General features: G+C 64.7%; 13 protein-coding genes and 1 pseudogene. 10 read left to right on the top strand and 4 right to left on the bottom strand.

The genetic code is table 11. The features are described from left to right. The 6 genes from WB785_RS10060 to WB785_RS10035 all read left to right on the top strand — a co-directional run. Positions 1-996 (top strand): cytochrome c oxidase assembly protein (locus WB785_RS10060; protein ID WP_424078844.1); only part of this gene is annotated, 996 nt, incomplete at its 5' end. A gap of 265 nt (positions 997-1,261) precedes the next feature. Then, entirely contained in the window at positions 1,262-1,732 is a 471-nt protein-coding gene (ssb, locus tag WB785_RS10055) for a single-stranded DNA-binding protein (RefSeq protein WP_424078842.1), read from the top strand. A gap of 69 nt (positions 1,733-1,801) precedes the next feature. Beyond that, positions 1,802-3,478: an energy-dependent translational throttle protein EttA gene (gene ettA, locus WB785_RS10050; RefSeq protein ID WP_424078840.1), complete on the top strand. Its 1,677-nt coding sequence runs from the start codon at positions 1,802-1,804 to the stop codon at positions 3,476-3,478. 49 nt (positions 3,479-3,527) lie between these two features. After that, on the top strand, positions 3,528-8,366 hold the full coding sequence (locus WB785_RS10045) for an NAD-glutamate dehydrogenase (protein ID WP_424078838.1): 4,839 nt from the start codon (positions 3,528-3,530) through the stop codon (positions 8,364-8,366). Beyond that, complete coding sequence (locus WB785_RS10040) at positions 8,363-8,776, top strand: acyl-CoA thioesterase (protein ID WP_424078836.1); 414 nt, start codon at positions 8,363-8,365, stop codon at positions 8,774-8,776. Before WB785_RS10045 ends, WB785_RS10040 begins: the two co-directional genes overlap by 4 nt. Next, positions 8,764-9,435 carry a hypothetical protein gene (locus WB785_RS10035; RefSeq protein ID WP_424078835.1) on the top strand — a complete coding sequence of 224 codons (672 nt, stop codon included), beginning with the start codon at positions 8,764-8,766 and terminating at the stop codon, positions 9,433-9,435. Before WB785_RS10040 ends, WB785_RS10035 begins: the two co-directional genes overlap by 13 nt. A 12-nt stretch (positions 9,436-9,447) precedes the next feature. Here the strand turns inward: WB785_RS10035 and WB785_RS10030 are convergent, their stop codons facing one another. From WB785_RS10030 to WB785_RS10020, 3 genes are read right to left on the bottom strand one after another with little or no spacing between them, the layout of a single operon-like run. Beyond that, on the bottom strand, positions 9,448-10,485 hold the full coding sequence (locus tag WB785_RS10030; RefSeq protein WP_424078834.1) for a pyridine nucleotide-disulfide oxidoreductase: 1,038 nt from the start codon (positions 10,483-10,485) through the stop codon (positions 9,448-9,450). An 18-nt stretch (positions 10,486-10,503) separates the two neighbouring features. Then, positions 10,504-12,078 (bottom strand): glycoside hydrolase family 13 protein, encoded by a 1,575-nt coding sequence (locus WB785_RS10025; protein ID WP_424078833.1) that lies wholly within the window; start codon positions 12,076-12,078, stop codon positions 10,504-10,506. Beyond that, positions 12,078-12,473, bottom strand: coding sequence for a globin (locus WB785_RS10020; RefSeq protein WP_424078831.1), 396 nt, complete (start codon positions 12,471-12,473; stop codon positions 12,078-12,080). The genes WB785_RS10025 and WB785_RS10020 overlap by 1 nt, the downstream gene beginning before the upstream one ends. Before the next feature lie 156 nt (positions 12,474-12,629). Here WB785_RS10020 and WB785_RS10015 point away from each other — a divergent pair, with 156 nt between their 5' ends. The 3 genes from WB785_RS10015 to WB785_RS10005 are packed head-to-tail and all read left to right on the top strand — an operon-like array spanning position 12,630 to position 14,023. Beyond that, positions 12,630-13,286 (top strand): HNH endonuclease, encoded by a 657-nt coding sequence (locus WB785_RS10015; RefSeq protein ID WP_424078830.1) that lies wholly within the window; start codon positions 12,630-12,632, stop codon positions 13,284-13,286. A gap of 46 nt (positions 13,287-13,332) precedes the next feature. Next, on the top strand, positions 13,333-13,569 hold the full coding sequence (locus WB785_RS10010) for a hypothetical protein (protein ID WP_424078845.1): 237 nt from the start codon (positions 13,333-13,335) through the stop codon (positions 13,567-13,569). Continuing rightward, positions 13,556-14,023 carry a DUF5130 domain-containing protein gene (locus WB785_RS10005; protein ID WP_424078828.1) on the top strand — a complete coding sequence of 156 codons (468 nt, stop codon included), beginning with the start codon at positions 13,556-13,558 and terminating at the stop codon, positions 14,021-14,023. Before WB785_RS10010 ends, WB785_RS10005 begins: the two co-directional genes overlap by 14 nt. 15 nt (positions 14,024-14,038) lie before the next feature. Here WB785_RS10005 and pepN read toward each other — a convergent pair whose 3' ends face one another. After that, positions 14,039-16,633 (bottom strand): aminopeptidase N, encoded by a 2,595-nt coding sequence (pepN, locus tag WB785_RS10000; protein ID WP_424078826.1) that lies wholly within the window; start codon positions 16,631-16,633, stop codon positions 14,039-14,041. Between the two features lie 86 nt (positions 16,634-16,719). On the opposite strand from pepN, the pseudogene WB785_RS09995 reads away from it, so the two are divergent. Then, a pseudogene (locus tag WB785_RS09995) lies at positions 16,720-16,885 on the top strand (disulfide bond formation protein DsbA); the annotation flags it as partial.

The raw sequence follows: 16,885 nt of genomic DNA, 5'->3' as shown, positions 1-16,885 counted from the left end.
CCACCGCCGCTGCCGACCGGCATCCCCTCGATTCCCGACGTGAAGATCGGCTACGACTTCGCCGGACCACCCACCCCGGCGCGGGTGCTGTTCGACTGGCGCTTCGACCTGATTTTCGGCACGGCCGCCTTGGTGTTCGCCGGGCTATACCTGGCCGGCGTGCGGCGGCTTCGGCGCCGCGGAGACCGGTGGCCGGCGGGCCGGACCGTGTCCTGGCTGCTGGGCTGCCTGGCGTTGCTGTTCGTCACCTCGTCGGGTTTGGGCCGATACATGCCGGCGATGTTCAGCATGCACATGGCCGATCACATGATGCTGTCGATGCTGGTCCCCATCCTCCTGGTGTTGGGCGGTCCGGTAAGCCTGGCGTTGCGGGCACTGCCGACCGCCGGTCGCGACGACCCGCCAGGCATGCGGGAATGGTTGCTGGCCGCGCTGCACAGCAGGCTTTCGAGGTTTCTTACCAATCCGATAGTCGCCACGGTGTTGTTCATCGCGGGGTTTTACGGTCTTTATCTGGGGGGCCTTTTCGACGCGGCGGTCGGCAGCCACATGGGCCATGTCGCGATGAACGTGCACTTTTTGGTCAGCGGCTACCTGTTCTATTGGGTGGTAATCGGTGTCGACCCGACGCCGCGGCCGATCCCGCCGCTGGCCAAGGTGGCCGTGGTCTTCGCATCGTTGCCGCTACATGCATTCTTCGGGGTGTTCCTGATGAGCATGCAGAAGGTGCTCGGCGTGAGCTTCTACCGATCGCTGCACCTGAGCTGGCACACCGACCTGTTGGGCGATCAGCGGCTCGGCGGCGGAATCGCTTGGGCGGCAGGGGAAATACCGCTGATCGTGGTGATGATCGCGTTGCTTGTGCAATGGACGCGCAGCGACCAGCGAACCGCCAAGCGGCTGGATCGCGCGGCCGACCGCGACGACGACGCCGAGCTGGCGGCCTACAACGCGATGTTGGCCGAACTGGCCCGCCGCGACACATCGCGGCACTAGTGCGGTTGCTTCGCCGGCCACTGGACTACCGCGAGTCACACCAGCACCGGCCCTGAACCATTACCCGCTGCTGCAAAACGTGGCGCATGCGATATCACCGTTTATCCACAGTCGCGGTTCTATCCACCGGTTCCGCGCTTCGCGAGTCGGCACAGTCGAGGTTGTCGGTCCGGCTGCGCTGACTGGAGGCAGCACCGGCGGTGTGGCGTCACCGGGATTGCCCGGGTCGTTCGGCAAGCACCGCCATTTTCGGAAAGGAAGAACAATGTTCGAAACGCAGGTAACCGTGGTCGGAAACATCGTGAACGACCCGAAGCGCCGACAGGCGGGGGCACAGGAAGTGATGAAGTTCCGGGTAGCCAGCAATTCACGCCGGCGAGGCGCCGACGGCACCTGGGAGGCCGGCAATTCGCTGTTCGTCACCGTGAACTGCTGGGGCCGGCTGGTCGCCGGGGTGGGCGCGTCGTTGGGCAAAGGTTCGCCGGTGATCGTGGTGGGCCACATCTACACCAGCGAATACGAGGACCGCGACGGCGTTCGCCGCTCGACGTTGGAGATGCGCGCCACTTCGGTCGGCCCCGATCTATCCCGCTGTCACGCCCGCATCGAAAAGACGGTCTCGGTGGGAACAGATGCCGCGAGCACACCAGCGGCCGAGGGGGGCGATGCGACCGACGCCGAAGCCGGCGATGACGCCGCCCCCGCGACCGAGACGGTGTTACCGCTGTCGGCCTAAACGGCTCCGCAGCGGTGTTGCCTAGGATGGTCGGCGAGCAACGAAAGACCAGAGAGGTAACACTGCTGCATGGCTGAGTTCATCTACACGATGAAAAAGGTCCGCAAGGCGCACGGCGACAAAGTCATCCTCGACGACGTCACGCTGAGCTTCTATCCGGGCGCCAAGATCGGTGTTGTCGGCCCCAACGGGGCAGGCAAGTCGAGCGTCTTGCGGATCATGGCCGGGCTGGACAAGCCGAACAACGGCGAAGCCTTCCTGGCCACCGATGCCACCGTCGGCATCCTGCAACAGGAGCCGGCGCTGAACGAGGAGAAAACCGTTCGCGGCAACGTCGAAGAGGGCCTCGGCGAAATCAAAGTCAAGCTCGACCGCTTCAACGAAGTCGCCGAACTGATGGCCACCGACTACTCCGACGAGCTGATGGAAGAGATGGGCCGGCTGCAGGAGGACCTCGACCACGCCAACGCGTGGGACCTCGACTCGCAGCTCGAGCAGGCGATGGACGCCCTGCGCTGTCCACCGCCAGACGAGCCGGTGACGCATCTCTCCGGCGGTGAGCGCCGCCGGGTAGCGCTGTGCAAGCTGCTGCTGTCCAAACCGGACCTGTTGCTGCTCGACGAGCCGACCAACCACCTGGACGCCGAGAGTGTGCAGTGGCTCGAGCAGCACCTGGCCGCTTACGCAGGGGCGGTCCTGGCAGTGACCCACGACCGATACTTCCTGGACAACGTCGCGCAATGGATCCTGGAGCTCGACCGCGGCCGGGCCTACCCCTACGAGGGCAACTACTCGACCTATCTGGAGAAAAAGGCCGAGCGGCTGGCCGTGCAGGGCCGCAAGGACGCCAAACTGCAGAAGCGCTTGCAAGACGAGCTGGCCTGGGTGCGCTCAGGCGCCAAAGCCCGTCAGGCCAAGGGCAAGGCCCGGCTGCAGCGCTACGAGGAGATGGCCGCCGAGGCGGAGAAGACCCGCAAGCTCGACTTCGAGGAGATCCAGATTCCCACCGGCCCCCGGCTGGGCAACCTGGTGGTCGAGGTCGAGCACCTCGACAAGGGTTTCGAGGGTCGGACGCTGATCAAGGACCTATCGTTCACGCTGCCGCGGAACGGCATCGTCGGAGTCATCGGTCCCAACGGCGTCGGCAAGACCACGCTGTTCAAGACCATCGTGGGGCTCGAGCAACCGGACAGCGGAACCGTCAAGGTGGGCGAGACCGTCAAGCTGAGCTACGTCGACCAATCCCGGGCCGGTATCGACCCGAAGAAGACGGTGTGGGAAGTCGTCTCCGACGGGCTGGACCACATCCAGGTCGGACAGAACGAGATTCCGTCGCGGGCCTACGTCTCGGCGTTCGGCTTCAAGGGCCCTGACCAGCAGAAGCCGGCCGGGGTTTTGTCCGGTGGTGAACGCAACCGGCTCAACTTGGCGCTCACCCTCAAGGAGGGCGGCAACCTGATCCTGCTCGACGAGCCAACCAACGACCTCGACGTGGAGACTCTGGGCTCGTTGGAGAACGCGCTGGAGAAATTCCCGGGCTGCGCGGTGGTGATCTCTCACGACCGCTGGTTCCTCGACCGGACCTGCACTCACATCCTGGCGTGGGAAGGCGACGACGACAACGAAGCCAAGTGGTTCTGGTTCGAGGGCAACTTCGGCGCATACGAGGAGAACAAAGTCGAACGGCTCGGTGTCGAAGCGGCCCGTCCGCACAGGGTGACTCACCGAAGGCTGACGCGCGACTAGTGTCATGCCTACCAGCGCTGGGATGCGTGCTGAGGCAGGAGCGGTCGGCATGACGGGTCAACGCGGATCCAGCGTTCAGGGCGTCGTGGACTGGACGAAGTTCGCTAGGCCCGAGGATGTTCCTCACTGGATTTCGAAGGCATACGCAGACACCTACCAGGGCCCGCACGACGAGGCCGCACCTGACCGAGGGCCGGTCGACGGCCGTACCGTCACGGCGGCGGTGATGCCCGCGTTGCTCGCCGCGCACTACCGGCTTGGCACACACCGGCCGGTGGGGGAAAGCCGAGTCGCGATCTACCCGCTAAACGATCCAGCCGGGTTCGGCCCCGCCCTGCAGGTGGTCACCGATAACGGCGCGATGCTGATGGACTCGGTCACGGTGCTGCTCCATCGGCTCGGGGTGGCGTATGCCGCGATCTTGAACCCGGTGTTTCAGGTGCGTCGCAACCCAGCCGGCGATCTGCTCAGCGTGGAGCCGACGACTTCGGACGGCGACGCTATCGACGAGACCTGGATCCACGTACAGCTTTCGCCGTCGGTTGACCCCGCGGCTTTGCAGGAAGCCGAACGGCTCTTGCCGGGCGTACTGGCCGATGTGTGCCGGGTGGCAGCGGACTCTGCACCGATGTGGGCCATCCTCAACGACCTGGCCAACGACGTGGAAACCAACGCGGGCGGGCGCTATCCAGGCCCCGACAGCGGTGATGTGGCCACGCTGTTGCGCTGGTTGGCTGACGGGCATTTCACGCTTCTGGGCTATCAGCGCTGCCCGGTGCGCAACGGACGCGTATCGGGCGATGAAGCGACCACCAGCCTTGGTGTGCTGCGTCGGCGCAAAAGTTCGCGCCCTCGGCTGACCGACGACACGGAACTGCTGGCGTTGGCACAGACAGACGTTGCCAGCTACCTGCGTTTCGGCGCCTATCCATATGTCCTTGCGATCCGCGAGAACGGCGACGGCGCCGTCTTCGAGCACCGCCTTATCGGCTTGTTCACGGTCGCCGCCATGAACGCCGACGTCCTGGAGATTCCCATCATTTCGCGTAGGGTTCGCGAGGCGCTTGCGTTGGCCGACCTCGACTCCGGGCACCCGGGACAGCTGGTGCTCGACGTCATCCAGACCGTGCCGCGCTCGGAGCTTTTCGCGCTCAGCGCCGAGCAGCTGTTGGCGATGGCCAAAGCTGTGGTGGATCTCGGATCGGCACGCCGCGCACTGCTGTTCTTGCGCGCTGACAAACTCGAGTACTTCGTCTCGTGTTTGGTCTACCTGCCCCGTGACCGCTACACCACCGCCGTGCGCTTGCAAATCGAAGACATCCTGGTCCGCGAGTTCGGCGGCACCAGCCTCGAGTTCACTGCTCGGGTGACCGAATCACCCTGGGCGCTCTTGCATTTCATGGTCCGGCTGCGTCCCGAGGGCGCCAAGCAAATCGACACATCCGAAACCAACCGAGTCCGCATCCAGACGCTACTGACCGAAGCCGCGCGCACCTGGTCAGATCGGCTGATCAGCGAGGCGGCGGACGCCGCCGTCGGGGCGCTCGACGCTGAGCACTACGCTGCGACGTTCTCCGAGGCGTACAAACAGGCCGTCACCCCGGTCGATGCGATCAACGACATCGCGATCTTCGAAGAGTTGGCCGACGATTCGGTCAAGCTCGTGCTTTCCGATCATGACTATGACGAGACTGCCCGGCTGACTTGGTATTTGGGCGGGCAAACGGCGTCCTTGAGTCAGTTGCTGCCGATGCTGCAATCCATGGGTGTGGTGGTGCTCGAGGAGCGACCGTTCACCGTCACCCGGCCTGACGGACTACCGATATGGATCTACCAGTTCAAGATCACCCCGCTTCCAACGATCACGCTGGCGCCGCCAGGTCCGCAGCGCGAGGCGACTGCGAAGCGTTTCGCCGATGCCGTCACCGCGATCTGGGAAGGCCGCATCGAGATCGACCGGTTCAACGAGCTCGTGATGCGTGCCGACCTCACCTGGAATCAGGTCGTGCTGCTGCGTAGCTACGCGAAATATCTACGGCAAGCAGGCTTTCCGTATAGTCAGTCGCATATCGAATCAGTGGTCAACGAAAACCCAAGCACCGCACGCGCGTTGGTCAGCCTGTTCGAAGCGTTGTTCGACCCGGACCCTTCCGGTTCGCCGAAGAGCCGCGACGCGCAAGCGGCCGCTGCAGCGGTCGCCGCCGATATCGACGCATTGGTGAGCCTCGACACCGACCGCGTCCTGCGGGCATTCGCCTCGCTGATCCAGGCCACTCTGCGAACCAATTACTTTGTGACCCGCGAAGGTTCGGCTCGAAGCCAAAACGTGCTCTCGCTGAAGCTGGATGCCCAGTTGGTTGACGAACTTCCGCTGCCGCGACCCAAGTTCGAGATCTTCGTGTACTCGCCCCGGGTCGAAGGTGTGCATCTGCGCTTCGGCTATGTGGCGCGCGGCGGTTTGCGTTGGTCGGACCGACGGGAAGATTTCCGCACCGAGATCCTGGGTCTGGTCAAGGCCCAGGCGGTGAAGAACGCCGTCATCGTGCCGGTCGGCGCCAAGGGCGGCTTCGTCGTCAAACAGCCGCCGCTGCCCACCGGTGACCCCGGTGCCGACCGCGAGGCGACCCGGAACGAAGGCATCGCCTGCTACAAGCTTTTCATCTCCGGATTACTCGATGTCACCGACAACGTCGATCACACCACCGGCGACGTCAGCACACCCGCCGAGGTGGTGCGGCGCGACGATGACGACGCCTATCTGGTGGTGGCCGCGGACAAAGGGACCGCAACGTTTTCCGACATCGCCAACGAGGTCGCGAAGTCCTACGGGTTCTGGCTGGGTGACGCGTTCGCGTCCGGCGGATCGGTCGGCTACGACCACAAAGCGATGGGGATCACCGCCAAAGGCACCTGGGAAGCGGTCAAACGGCATTTCCGGGAAATGGGGGTCGACACCCAGACCGAGGACTTCACCGTGATCGGCGTGGGCGACATGAGCGGCGACGTCTTCGGCAATGGCATGTTGCTTTCCAAGCACATTCGTCTGCTGGCCGCGTTCGACCACCGCCACATCTTCCTCGACCCCGATCCCGATCCGGCCGCCTCCTGGGAAGAACGGCGGCGGATGTTCGATCTGCCTCGCTCCAGCTGGGACGACTACGACAAATCCTTGATCAGCCAGGGCGGGGGGGTGTACAGCCGCGAACACAAAACGATCCCGATCAGCGACCAGGTCCGCGCAGCCCTGGGAATCGAGGACGACGCCACCGAGATGGCGCCCCCCAATCTGATGCGCGCGATCCTGCGGGCGCCGGTGGATCTGCTATTCAACGGCGGTATCGGAACCTATATCAAGGCCGAAGCGGAATCCGACGCGGATGTCGGTGACCGTGCCAACGACACAGTGCGGGTCAACGCGAATCAGGTGCGCGCCAAGGTCGTTGGCGAGGGCGGCAACCTCGGAGTCACGGCGCGCGGCCGGGTCGAGTTCGAACTGTCCGGCGGCCGGATCAATACCGATGCCATGGACAATTCGGCCGGCGTGGACTGCTCTGATCACGAGGTCAACATCAAAATCTTGGTCGACGCTCTGATCACCGCGGGCAAGATCGACCCCGGTGAGCGCACCGAACTACTCGAGTCGATGACCGACGAAGTCGCGGAATTGGTGCTCGCCGATAACGCCGACCAGAACGACCTGATGGGCACCAGCCGCGCCAATGCTCCCAGCCTGCTGCCCGTGCACGCCGACCAGATCAGATACCTGGTGACCGAGCGCGGGCTGAACCGCGAGCTCGAAGCGCTGCCCACCGAGAAGGAGATCGCGCGCCGACTCGAGGCCGGCCTAGGCCTCACGTCACCGGAACTGGCGACGTTGATGGCGCACGTCAAGCTGACGCTCAAAGACGAGCTATTGGGTACCGATCTACCGGATCAGGAAGTGTTCGCCAGCAGGTTGCCGCGATACTTCCCGTCGCCGCTGCGCGACCGGTTCGGTCCAGCGATCCGCTCACACCAGCTGCGGCGGGAGATCGTGACCACGGTGATGGTCAACGATCTGGTGGACACCGCCGGCATCAGCTATGACTACCGGATCGCCGAGGACGTCGGTGTCAGTCCGGTGGATGCGGTGCGCACCTATATGGCCGCCGACGCCATCTTCGGGATTGAGCGACTGTGGCACAGTATTCGCGCGGCTGACGTGCCGATCGCGGTGTCTGATCGGATGACTTTGGATACCCGTCGGCTGATCGACCGGTCCGGGCGCTGGCTGCTCAACTACCGGCCGCAGCCGTTGGCGGTTGGCGCCGAAATCAATCGATTCGCCAAGAAAGTGGAAACGCTGACGCCGCGTATGGCGGAGTGGCTGCGCGGCGACGACAAAGCGATCGTGGAACAGGAAGCCGGTGAGTTCGTCGCGCAGGGCGCCTCCGAGGATCTCGGCTACATGGTGGCCGCCGGTTTGTACCGCTACAGCTTGCTCGACATCATCGATATCGCCGACATCGACGACCGCGACCCCGCGGAGGTCGCCGAAACCTATTTCGCGCTGATGGACCACCTCGGCACCGACGGTCTGCTGACTGCGGTGTCCGCCCTTCCCCGCCGCGACCGCTGGCACTCGTTGGCGCGCTTGGCGATTCGTGACGACATCTACGCGTCGCTGCGGTCATTGTGCTTCGACGTGCTCGCCGTCGGCGAACCCGACGAAAGCGGCGAAGAGAAGATCGGCGAGTGGGAGCACACCAGCGCGTCTCGGGTGGAGCGCGCGCGGCGGACCTTGACCGAGATCTACCAGAGCGGGCAGAGGGATCTGGCCACGCTGTCGGTGGCGGCACGCCAGATTCGCCGGATGACACGGACCAGCGGGCGAGGATCGTCGGGGTGAACCCGGGATACGTCGCACCTGTCCCGATCCGCTGGTCGGACATCGACATGTACCAGCACGTCAACCACGCGACCATGGTCACGATCCTGGAAGAGGCTCGCGTGCCGTTCCTTTCGCACGCGTTCGGTGCCGATATCGCCACCATTGGTCTGCTCATCGCCGATGTGCGCGTCACCTACAAAGATCAGCTGCGGCTGACCGATTCGCCGCTACAGGTCACCATGTGGGTAAAACGCTTGCGAGCGGTCGACTTCACGCTCGGTTACGAAGTGCGTTCGGTCAACGCCGATCCGGAGTCGAAGCCGGCCGTGATCGCCGAATCGCAACTGGCCGCAGTCCACATCGACGAGCAGCGGCTGGTGCGCTTGTCGCCACACCATCGGGAATACCTGCAGCGGTGGCTTCGGTAGCTGAGCGGGGCCTGTGGCTGGGTCCAGAATCCACGGCCGCCCACGTCGCGGATTTGTCCGCCTTCGTCGAACGGGCGGCGCGGCTCGACCCCGCGGCGGTCATCCGGCTGCGTACTCGTCCGGGAGGATTGTTTACGGCGTGGGCGGTCACCGGCTTCGACGTGCTGGCCAGCCGGGTGGTGGCCGGCAGCCTGCGGCCCGACGACTTATCCGTTGGCGCAGACGAATTGGCACGTGGACTCGCCGAGGTCGACAGCTCCGGCTACGTCAACCCTGGCTTCCCGATGGATTCCGCGTGGCGGGGTGCGTTGCCGCCGGACACAGGGTTCACCCACCTTGACGACGTACCGGCACGGCTAATGCTGGATTTGGCGCAACGCGGCGCTGCGCTGGCAAAGGAGCACGGCAGTGCGCAGGGTCCACCGGTGTCGCTGCTCGACCAGGAGGTGATCCGGGTCAGCTCAGGCGATGTCAGCGTTGGTGTGCCGATGCGGTGTGTGTTCGCTTTGACTGCAATGGGTTTCCTGCCGCAGTCATCCGAGGCGGTCGACGCCGACGAAATCGTCCGGGTCCGTGTGCTGCCAGCCTGGTTGCGCATCGACGCGCGGTTCGGTTCGGTGCACCGGCGTCGCGGCGACCCGGCGCTGGTACTGCGCTGACGGGCGAGGTCGTTATGGTGCGTACCGGAACCACAGGGGCAGAACGGATTCAAGGTGGTCCATGAATTTTTTAAGGCCCACCCGATATTGGCCGTAACCAAAAGGGTCCACTCCATACCCCGGAAACGCGATGCCGCTCCCGAACAGGCCAGGGGCGAGGATGCCGTTGCTCGGATCGTATTCCAACTGGCCGAACTGTCTGGTTTCAGGCAGCTTTCGGCGCTCAAATCCGACGGTATAAACCACGCGGTCGCAGGCTGCAAGCTTCTCGGCAAAATCCGGGGCAGAGACCCAGCACCTCTCCAGTCGGTCCGGGTAGGTGCCGTCGATATTTTCTCGCGCCCAGTCGGCGGCCTGTCCTTTCAAGCCATCGTCGTCGAACAGGATCCAATCATCGAAGTAGACAGCGTATTTCAGCGGACTGCGATAGAAGTTGATCACTCTTTTCACGGGATGGCGCAAAAGGTTCGGCAAGGCGCTCATCGTCGAATGGGAGGAACCAAACACGGCCACCGTGGCATTGGCCAGTGGCTGCTTTGCCAGCTTTTCAGGGTCGAGCACGACTTCCAGCGGAATCTCTTGCAGATCAGGATAGGAAAGCTTTTTCGGAATGGCACCGACCGCGAGGATCACGTTTTTGGAGACAAGTTCCTGCTGGTGGGTTTCGATTCGCCACTGCCTTCTGTCCAGGAACAGGGCCGACGCGGTCGTTTGGAAAATCTCTACCCGCTCACGCAGGTGTTGAGTGATCCAAACCAAAGGGTCGGCGATCAGCGTCAGCGCGCAGGTCTCTTGCGGATCCACTTCCCGTAGCGGCATCGGAGGCGCCGATGAGAACCGAAATGCCGAAGAGCCGTTTAGGTAGCTCAGGAACAGCTCGACCTGCGTGTTACTCGAAACCCACCGCCACTTTTCGCCCAGGTCGCCGGCGCTGAATGCGGGGTCGATCCAGGCGATCTTCTCGGGCGCTATGCCCTGATCGAGCAGTTTGCCTACTGCCGCGATTCCCGCGGGCCCGGCTCCGACGACTGTCCACGCGAAGGCTGTCATGGTTAGGGGCGACTCTGTCTACACCAGCCACGCTGCGGCGTTCGCCGGCAACTTGCCATCCACCAGCGGCGCGCTGGTCAAAATCAGCTCGCCGTCCGGCAGCGACAGCGGCCGCTTGCTGGCGTTCAGCGCGCAGCGCAGCCCATGATCACCGCGTTCAAATAGCAACGTGCCGCGTGGTGCAGGAAGCGACTCGACCCGGTTGCCGGTGAATTCGGCACGGCTACGGTGTAATTCGAGCGCTTGCCGGAAGAACGTCAACGTGGAGTCGGTTTCGCCGAGCTGTCTTTCGACGGTCAGAGCGGCCCAGTCCGGCGGCATCGGTAGCCAGGTGTCGTGCGATGCGGAGAAGCCGAACGGGGGAGCGTCGCCGTCCCAGGGAATCGGAATGCGGCAGCCGTCGCGGCCGCGTACGGTGTGCCCCGAGCGTTCCCACGTTGGATCGCGCAGTGCACCGTCGGGCAACTCGACGTTGGGCAGCCCCAGTTCTTGGCCGTTGTAAAGGAACACCGCGCCCGGCAGGGCGAGCGTCACCATCGCCATCGCCCGGGCTCGATCGAGTCCCGCGGTGCCCCCGCCGTAGCGGCTGGGGCACCGCTCGACATCGTGGTTTTCCAACGTCCATGTGGGAGTGGCGTTTTCAATCGCCGCCGCGGCCAAGGTGTTCTCGATCGCATCGTGGATCTTGGCGATGTCGAATTCGGCTCGCACCATGCGGAAGTTGAAACCCAAGTGGAGCTCGTCGGCACGTAAGTACTCGGCCCAGCTGGCGTTGTCGAAAACCCAGACCTCGCCGATGGTTACCGCATCAGGGTAGTCATCGATCACTGTGCGGATGTTGCGGTGAATCGTGTGCACGTTCGGGTGATTGAACCGCGGATCACCATCGCTGAGCATCCGTGGCCGCATTTCGACGTCGGTGTCCGGAAGGCCCGGCGGCTTGGCCATCCCGTGTGCAACGTCGATGCGGAAGCCGTCGACGCCGCGTTCCAGCCAGAACCGCAGCGTCTTTTCGAGATCGTCGAACACCTCCGGGTTGTCCCAGTTGAGGTCTGGCTGTTCGACGTCGAAAAGATGCAGATACCACTGACCCGGTTTGCCGTCGGGTTCAACGACCCGGGTCCAGGACGGCCCGCCGAACACGGACTGCCAGTTGTTCGGAGGCTTGCGCCCACCGGGTCCGCGACCGTCGCGGAAGATGTAGCGGTCCCGCGCGGCGCTACCGGGGCCGGCGGCCAGCGCCTCTTGAAACCAGGGATGTTGCGAGCTGGTGTGGTTCGGCACCAAATCCATAGTGATCTTGATCCCGCGCTCATGCGCTGCGACGATCAGTCGCTCAAACGCGGCGAGGTCGCCGAACAACGGGTCGATGTCGCGCGGGTCCGAGACGTCATAGCCGTGATCGGCCATCGGAGACACCGTGATCGGGCTGAACCACAGCGCGTCGATGCCCAGTTGGTCCAGATACTCCAGCCGAGACGCCACCCCGTCGAGGTCGCCGACGCCGTCGCCGTTGCTGTCGGCAAACGAGCGCGGGTACACCTGATAGAACACCGCGCGCGACCACCACGGCTCGCGTTGTCGGGGGGCCATCAGAACGCGGAATTCACCAGGGAATGCGCCGCCATCTCCAGGTATTCGAGCAGCTCCTTGCGGTGTGCATCGTCGAGCGTGTCGGAGTCGATGGACGCGATCGCGGTATGCATGCAGCGCAGCCAGGCGTCGCGCTCGAAGGGGCCGATCTGAAACGGGACGTGCCGCATCCGCAACCGGGGATGGCCACGACGCTCGGAGTAGGTCCGTGGGCCACCCCAGTACTGCTCAAGGAACATTCGCAGCCGTTCCTCCGCGCCCGCGAGGTCGTCAAGCGGATAGACCCGGCGCAAGATTTCGTCTTCGGCGACCAGTTGGTAGAAGCGCGACACGATCGCGTGGAAGGTCTCCGCGCCACCGACAGCGTCGTAAAAGGATTGCTGTGCTTGTTCCATCGCCTCCATTGTGGGGCATCGGGACGGACCGCCGGGCGGGTGTCACCCGTCGTCGCGGAAGTTGGCACCCTGTGTTCACCGTATTGACCAGCGAACACCGGCCGATTTGGCGTGCGATCGCTGGCGAATCATGGTGGACTGTTCGGCGGAGGATCTATGGCGCAGCGCAACAGACGCCGCAGCCACCGCAGTTCTGGTGCCGCGGCAGGCCTAACCGGGCCCGTGACCGGCCCCTGCCTGCACAGCGTTCCCAGGGTCGACAGCCATTCGCCTGTTGCGCATGACGGCGGATCGATCTGGAATCGCCGGCGAGTGCTGCTGCTGAACTCCACCTACGAGCCGCTGACCGCGTTGCCGGTCCGTCGCGCGATCATCATGCTGATCTGCGGCAAAGCCGACGTGGTGCACGAGGATCCATCGGGACCCGTCATTCACTCGGCGACCAGATCGATCGCGTTGCCGTCGGTCATCCGGCTGCGGTCCTACGTTCGGGTGCCCTATCGGGCCCGCGTCCCGATGACCCGGGCCGCGCTGATGCACCGCGACCGCTTCTGTTGCGCGTACTGCGGAGCCAAGGCCGACACCGTTGACCACGTGGTGCCCCGCAGCCGCGGCGGCGATCACTCCTGGGAGAACTGCGTGGCGTGCTGCTCAACCTGCAACCACCGAAAAGGCGACAAGTTGCTCACCGAGCTCGGCTGGTCGCTGCGGTTGGTGCCGACCTCGCCCAAGGGCCAGCATTGGCGGCTGCTGTCGACGGTCAAAGAACTCGATCCGTCCTGGGCGCGATACCTCGGCGAAGGCGCGGCCTAGGCCACCTACTGATCGCCGGTGGGATACGGTTTGCGTCGTGAGCATGATGGAAGTGCACCTTTACCTCGTGGGCATCCCGTTGCTGCTGGTGATCGTGTTGGTGGTGCTGATCTGGTCGCGCAAGGGGCCACATCCGGCGACCTACAAGCTCTCGGAGCCGTGGACGCATCCGCCGATCCTGTGGGCCGCCACCGACGAGGCTCTTGGTAACGGTCACGGGGGCCATTCTGGCCACGAGGCATCGGAATTCAGCGCGGGAGGTGGCGCCAGTGGCAAGTGGTGAGGTCGCGACCATCAACCCCGCCGAGCTGCCCAGCGGCTCGGTGATCACCACCAGTGGGCGGATCTCCGGGGTCACCGAACCCGGCGAGCTGTCGGTGCACTACCCGTTTCCGACCAGCGACCTGGTCACCCTTGACGACGCGCTGACGTACGGGTCGCGGGCCGCCGGCGCACGGTTCGCCGTTTACATCGGCGACCTGGGCGGCGACACTGCGGCGCGAGCCCGCGAGATCCTGGCCAAGGTGCCGACGCCGGACAACGCGGTGCTGATCGCCGTGTCACCCGACCAGCACGCCATCGAGGTCGCCTATGGTTCGCAGCTGCGCGGCCGGGGCATTGAGGCGTCCGCGCCGCTTGGCGTCGCGGCCGCTGCGTCGGCGTTCACCGACGGCGAGCTGATCGACGGCCTGGTCAGCGCGGTCCGGGTGACCAGCGCCGGCGTCTCGCCGAGGTAGCGCCGGTTCGGTTCGTCAGGCCGTCGGGCCACCGTCGAATCGACGCGCCCGCAGCGACCGCTCGATACCGGCCCGGCCTTCGAGGACCAGTCGGCGCAGCGCCGCGGGTAACTCGGGGTCGGCGAGAAACTGGTCGGCGGCGGCGATGCCGTCGTCGCTGATGTCCCACGACGGATACAGACCGATCACCACCGTCTGGGCGACCTCACTCGACCGGCGTTGCCAGACACCGCGTATCGCCGCGAAGTAGCGCCCGGTGAACGGCTTCAGCAGCTCGGCCTGGCCGGGTTCGAAGAAGCCGCCGATGATCGAGCGGGCGGTGATGTTGGCCAGTGTGTCGTCCTCGGTGACCTGCGTCCACGCCTGCTCCTTGACGGCCAGCTGCGGCCGCGCCGCCGCGGCTTGGGCCCCGTGCCGCTTACCAGCAGCTGTCGGGTCGCGCTGCACCTCGGCATCAATGAACGGTGTTTCGCGGCCATCGGCGTCGATATCGCCGGCGGCCGCCAGCGCAGTGACGATGCGCCAACGCAGATCCGTGTCGATCGACAGACCAGCCAGCCCCAGGTGAGCAGGATCTTGGTCGTGAGGTAAGCCGAGCAGATCGGCAAGCACCTCGACATGCCGGGCGGACAGCTCCGATGAACACAGCGCGTTGACGAACGCCAGCTGGTGGTCTGAGCCCGACTGTGCGCCGCGGGCCAACTCCAGTAGCCGGTCGGCGAACGCCGGCCAGCCGTCTGAGTGGGCCCAGTCAGGGTCTGCGTAAGAACTCAGCGCGGTCTGCGCCTGCAACAGCAACCGCTGCGCCACGCCCACCTCGGTCTCAGCCTGAACGCCGTTGGAGACCAGCACCACGAAGTCGCGGGCCCGCAGCTCGGCGTCGCGGGTCATCTCCCAGGCCGCCGACCACACCAGCGTGCGGGGCAGCGGCTCGGCGATGTCGGCGATGCGTTCCAGCGCGGTCTGCAGAGAATCCGGGTCGAGTCGAAGCGAGCAGTAGGTCAGGTCGTCATCGTTCACCAGGACCAACCGGCCGCGCGAAACACCGGTCAGCGCAGGCACTTCCGTACTCTCGCCGCTGACGTCGAGCTCCTCGCGATGGATCCTGACCAGCTTGCCGCTGCCGTCGTCGTCGTAGATGCCCACCCCGAGCCGGTGCACCCGGGTCTCGCCGGCGCCGGGCGCCGCACCGCTCTGCGTGACCGCGAACCGGGTGAACCGGCCGGCGGCGTCGACATCGAAATCCGCGCGCAACGTGTTCAAACCGGTCGTTTTCAGCCACTGCCGGCCCCAGTCGGACAAGTCACGGCCGGAAGCCTTTTCGAGCGCGGTCAGCAGATCGTCGAACGTGGCGTTGTCGAACGCGTGCGCGCGGAAGTAGTCGCGCAGACCGGCCAGGAAGTGCTCCAGGCCGACATAGGCCACCAGTTGTTTGAGCACGCTGGCGCCCTTGGCGTACGTGATGCCGTCGAAGTTGACCTCGACCGCGGCCAAGTCGGGAATGTCGGCGGCCACCGGATGCGTGGACGGCAGTTGGTCCTGGCGGTAGGCCCACGACTTCTCGGCGTTGGCGAACGTCGTCCAGCCTTGGGTGAATTCTGTTGCCTCGCTTTGGCATAGCACCGAGGCGAAGGTGGCGAACGACTCGTTGAGCCACAGGTCGTCCCACCATCGCATGGTGACCAGGTCGCCGAACCACATGTGCGCCATCTCATGGAGCACCGTCTCAGCCCGACGCTCATAGGACGCGCGGGTGACCTTGCTGCGGAACACGTAGTCCTCCAGGAACGTCACAGCACCGGCGTTCTCCATCGCGCCGGCGTTGAACTCCGGGACGAACAGTTGGTCGTATTTCACGAACGCGTACGGCACGCCAAAGTTCTTGTGATAAAAGCCGAATCCCTGCTTGGTCTGAGTGAACAGCCGCTCGGCATCCATGAACTCCGCCAGCGTGGCCCGGCAGAAGATGCTCAGCGGAATCTGGCCGTGCTCGTCGCTGTAGGTGTCGTTCCAGCGTGCATACGGGCCTGCAATCAGCGCGACCAGGTAGGTGCTCATCCGCGGAGTGGTGGCAAACGTGTGCACGCCGTCCTCGACGCTGACGGTGGCACCGTTTGACACCACCTGCCAATGCTGCGGTGCGATCACCGAAACGTCGAACGCGGCTTTGAGGTCCGGCTGGTCAAAGCAGGCGAACATCCGCTTGGCGTCGGCAGTTTCGAACTGCGAGTACAAATACACCTCGCCGTCGACCGGGTCGACGAATCGGTGCAGGCCCTCGCCGGTGTTGGAGTAGAGGCAGTCGGCGTCGACGACTACGACGTTGTGCTTGGCCAGACCCGATAGCGCAATACCGATCGACTCGTCGTAGCCGGACACATCGAGTTGGGCGCCGTTGAGGGTGGCGGTGTGAACCTTGTCGGCGGCGATGTCGATGACGGTGTCGGCACCGGGCAAGGCATCAAACGTCACGGTGGTGATCGAGCGGAAGGTGCGTTCGCCCGGTGCGCCGTTGCCGTCGGTGAGATCCAGGTCGATCCGGTAGCTGTCGACGGTGATCAGCGCAGCGCGTTCGAGGGCTTGGTCACGGGTGAGGTTCGGAAGTGCCACGTGTCTAACCTAACCGTCGGGAACAGGACGGCTGCGGCTACGGTTGTGCTGGACGGCTAGCCGAACCGTCGCAGAGAGGACCCCGCATGTCTGAGAAGTCAGTTGCCGATTTTTGGTTCGATCCACTGTGCCCGTGGGCGTGGATCAGCTCGCGCTGGATCTTGGAGGTGGAGAAGGTCCGTGACATCGAGGTCAACTTCCGGGTCATGAGCCTGGCGGTGCTCAACGAGAACCGCGAGGGCCTGCCTGACG

It is taken from the genome of Mycobacterium sp., assembly GCF_049585075.1.
Classification (GTDB): Bacteria; Actinomycetota; Actinomycetes; order Mycobacteriales; family Mycobacteriaceae; genus Mycobacterium.
The sequence above is the reverse complement of the archived record's forward strand: the minus strand, read 5'-3'. Positions and strand labels throughout refer to the sequence as shown.

Excerpts from the sequence above, each read along its gene's own strand:
- WB785_RS10030 (WP_424078834.1), bottom strand. The coding sequence starts at position 10,485 with ATGACAGCCTTCGCGTGGACAGTCGTCGGAGCCGGGCCCGCGGGAATC.
- WB785_RS10025 (WP_424078833.1), bottom strand. The coding sequence starts at position 12,078 with ATGGCCCCCCGACAACGCGAGCCGTGGTGGTCGCGCGCGGTGTTCTAT.
- WB785_RS10015 (WP_424078830.1), top strand. The coding sequence starts at position 12,630 with ATGGCGCAGCGCAACAGACGCCGCAGCCACCGCAGTTCTGGTGCCGCG.
- ettA (WP_424078840.1), top strand. The coding sequence starts at position 1,802 with ATGGCTGAGTTCATCTACACGATGAAAAAGGTCCGCAAGGCGCACGGC.
- ssb (WP_424078842.1), top strand. The coding sequence starts at position 1,262 with ATGTTCGAAACGCAGGTAACCGTGGTCGGAAACATCGTGAACGACCCG.
- WB785_RS10020 (WP_424078831.1), bottom strand. The coding sequence starts at position 12,473 with ATGGAACAAGCACAGCAATCCTTTTACGACGCTGTCGGTGGCGCGGAG.
- WB785_RS10010 (WP_424078845.1), top strand. The coding sequence starts at position 13,333 with ATGGAAGTGCACCTTTACCTCGTGGGCATCCCGTTGCTGCTGGTGATC.
- WB785_RS10045 (WP_424078838.1), top strand. The coding sequence starts at position 3,528 with ATGACGGGTCAACGCGGATCCAGCGTTCAGGGCGTCGTGGACTGGACG.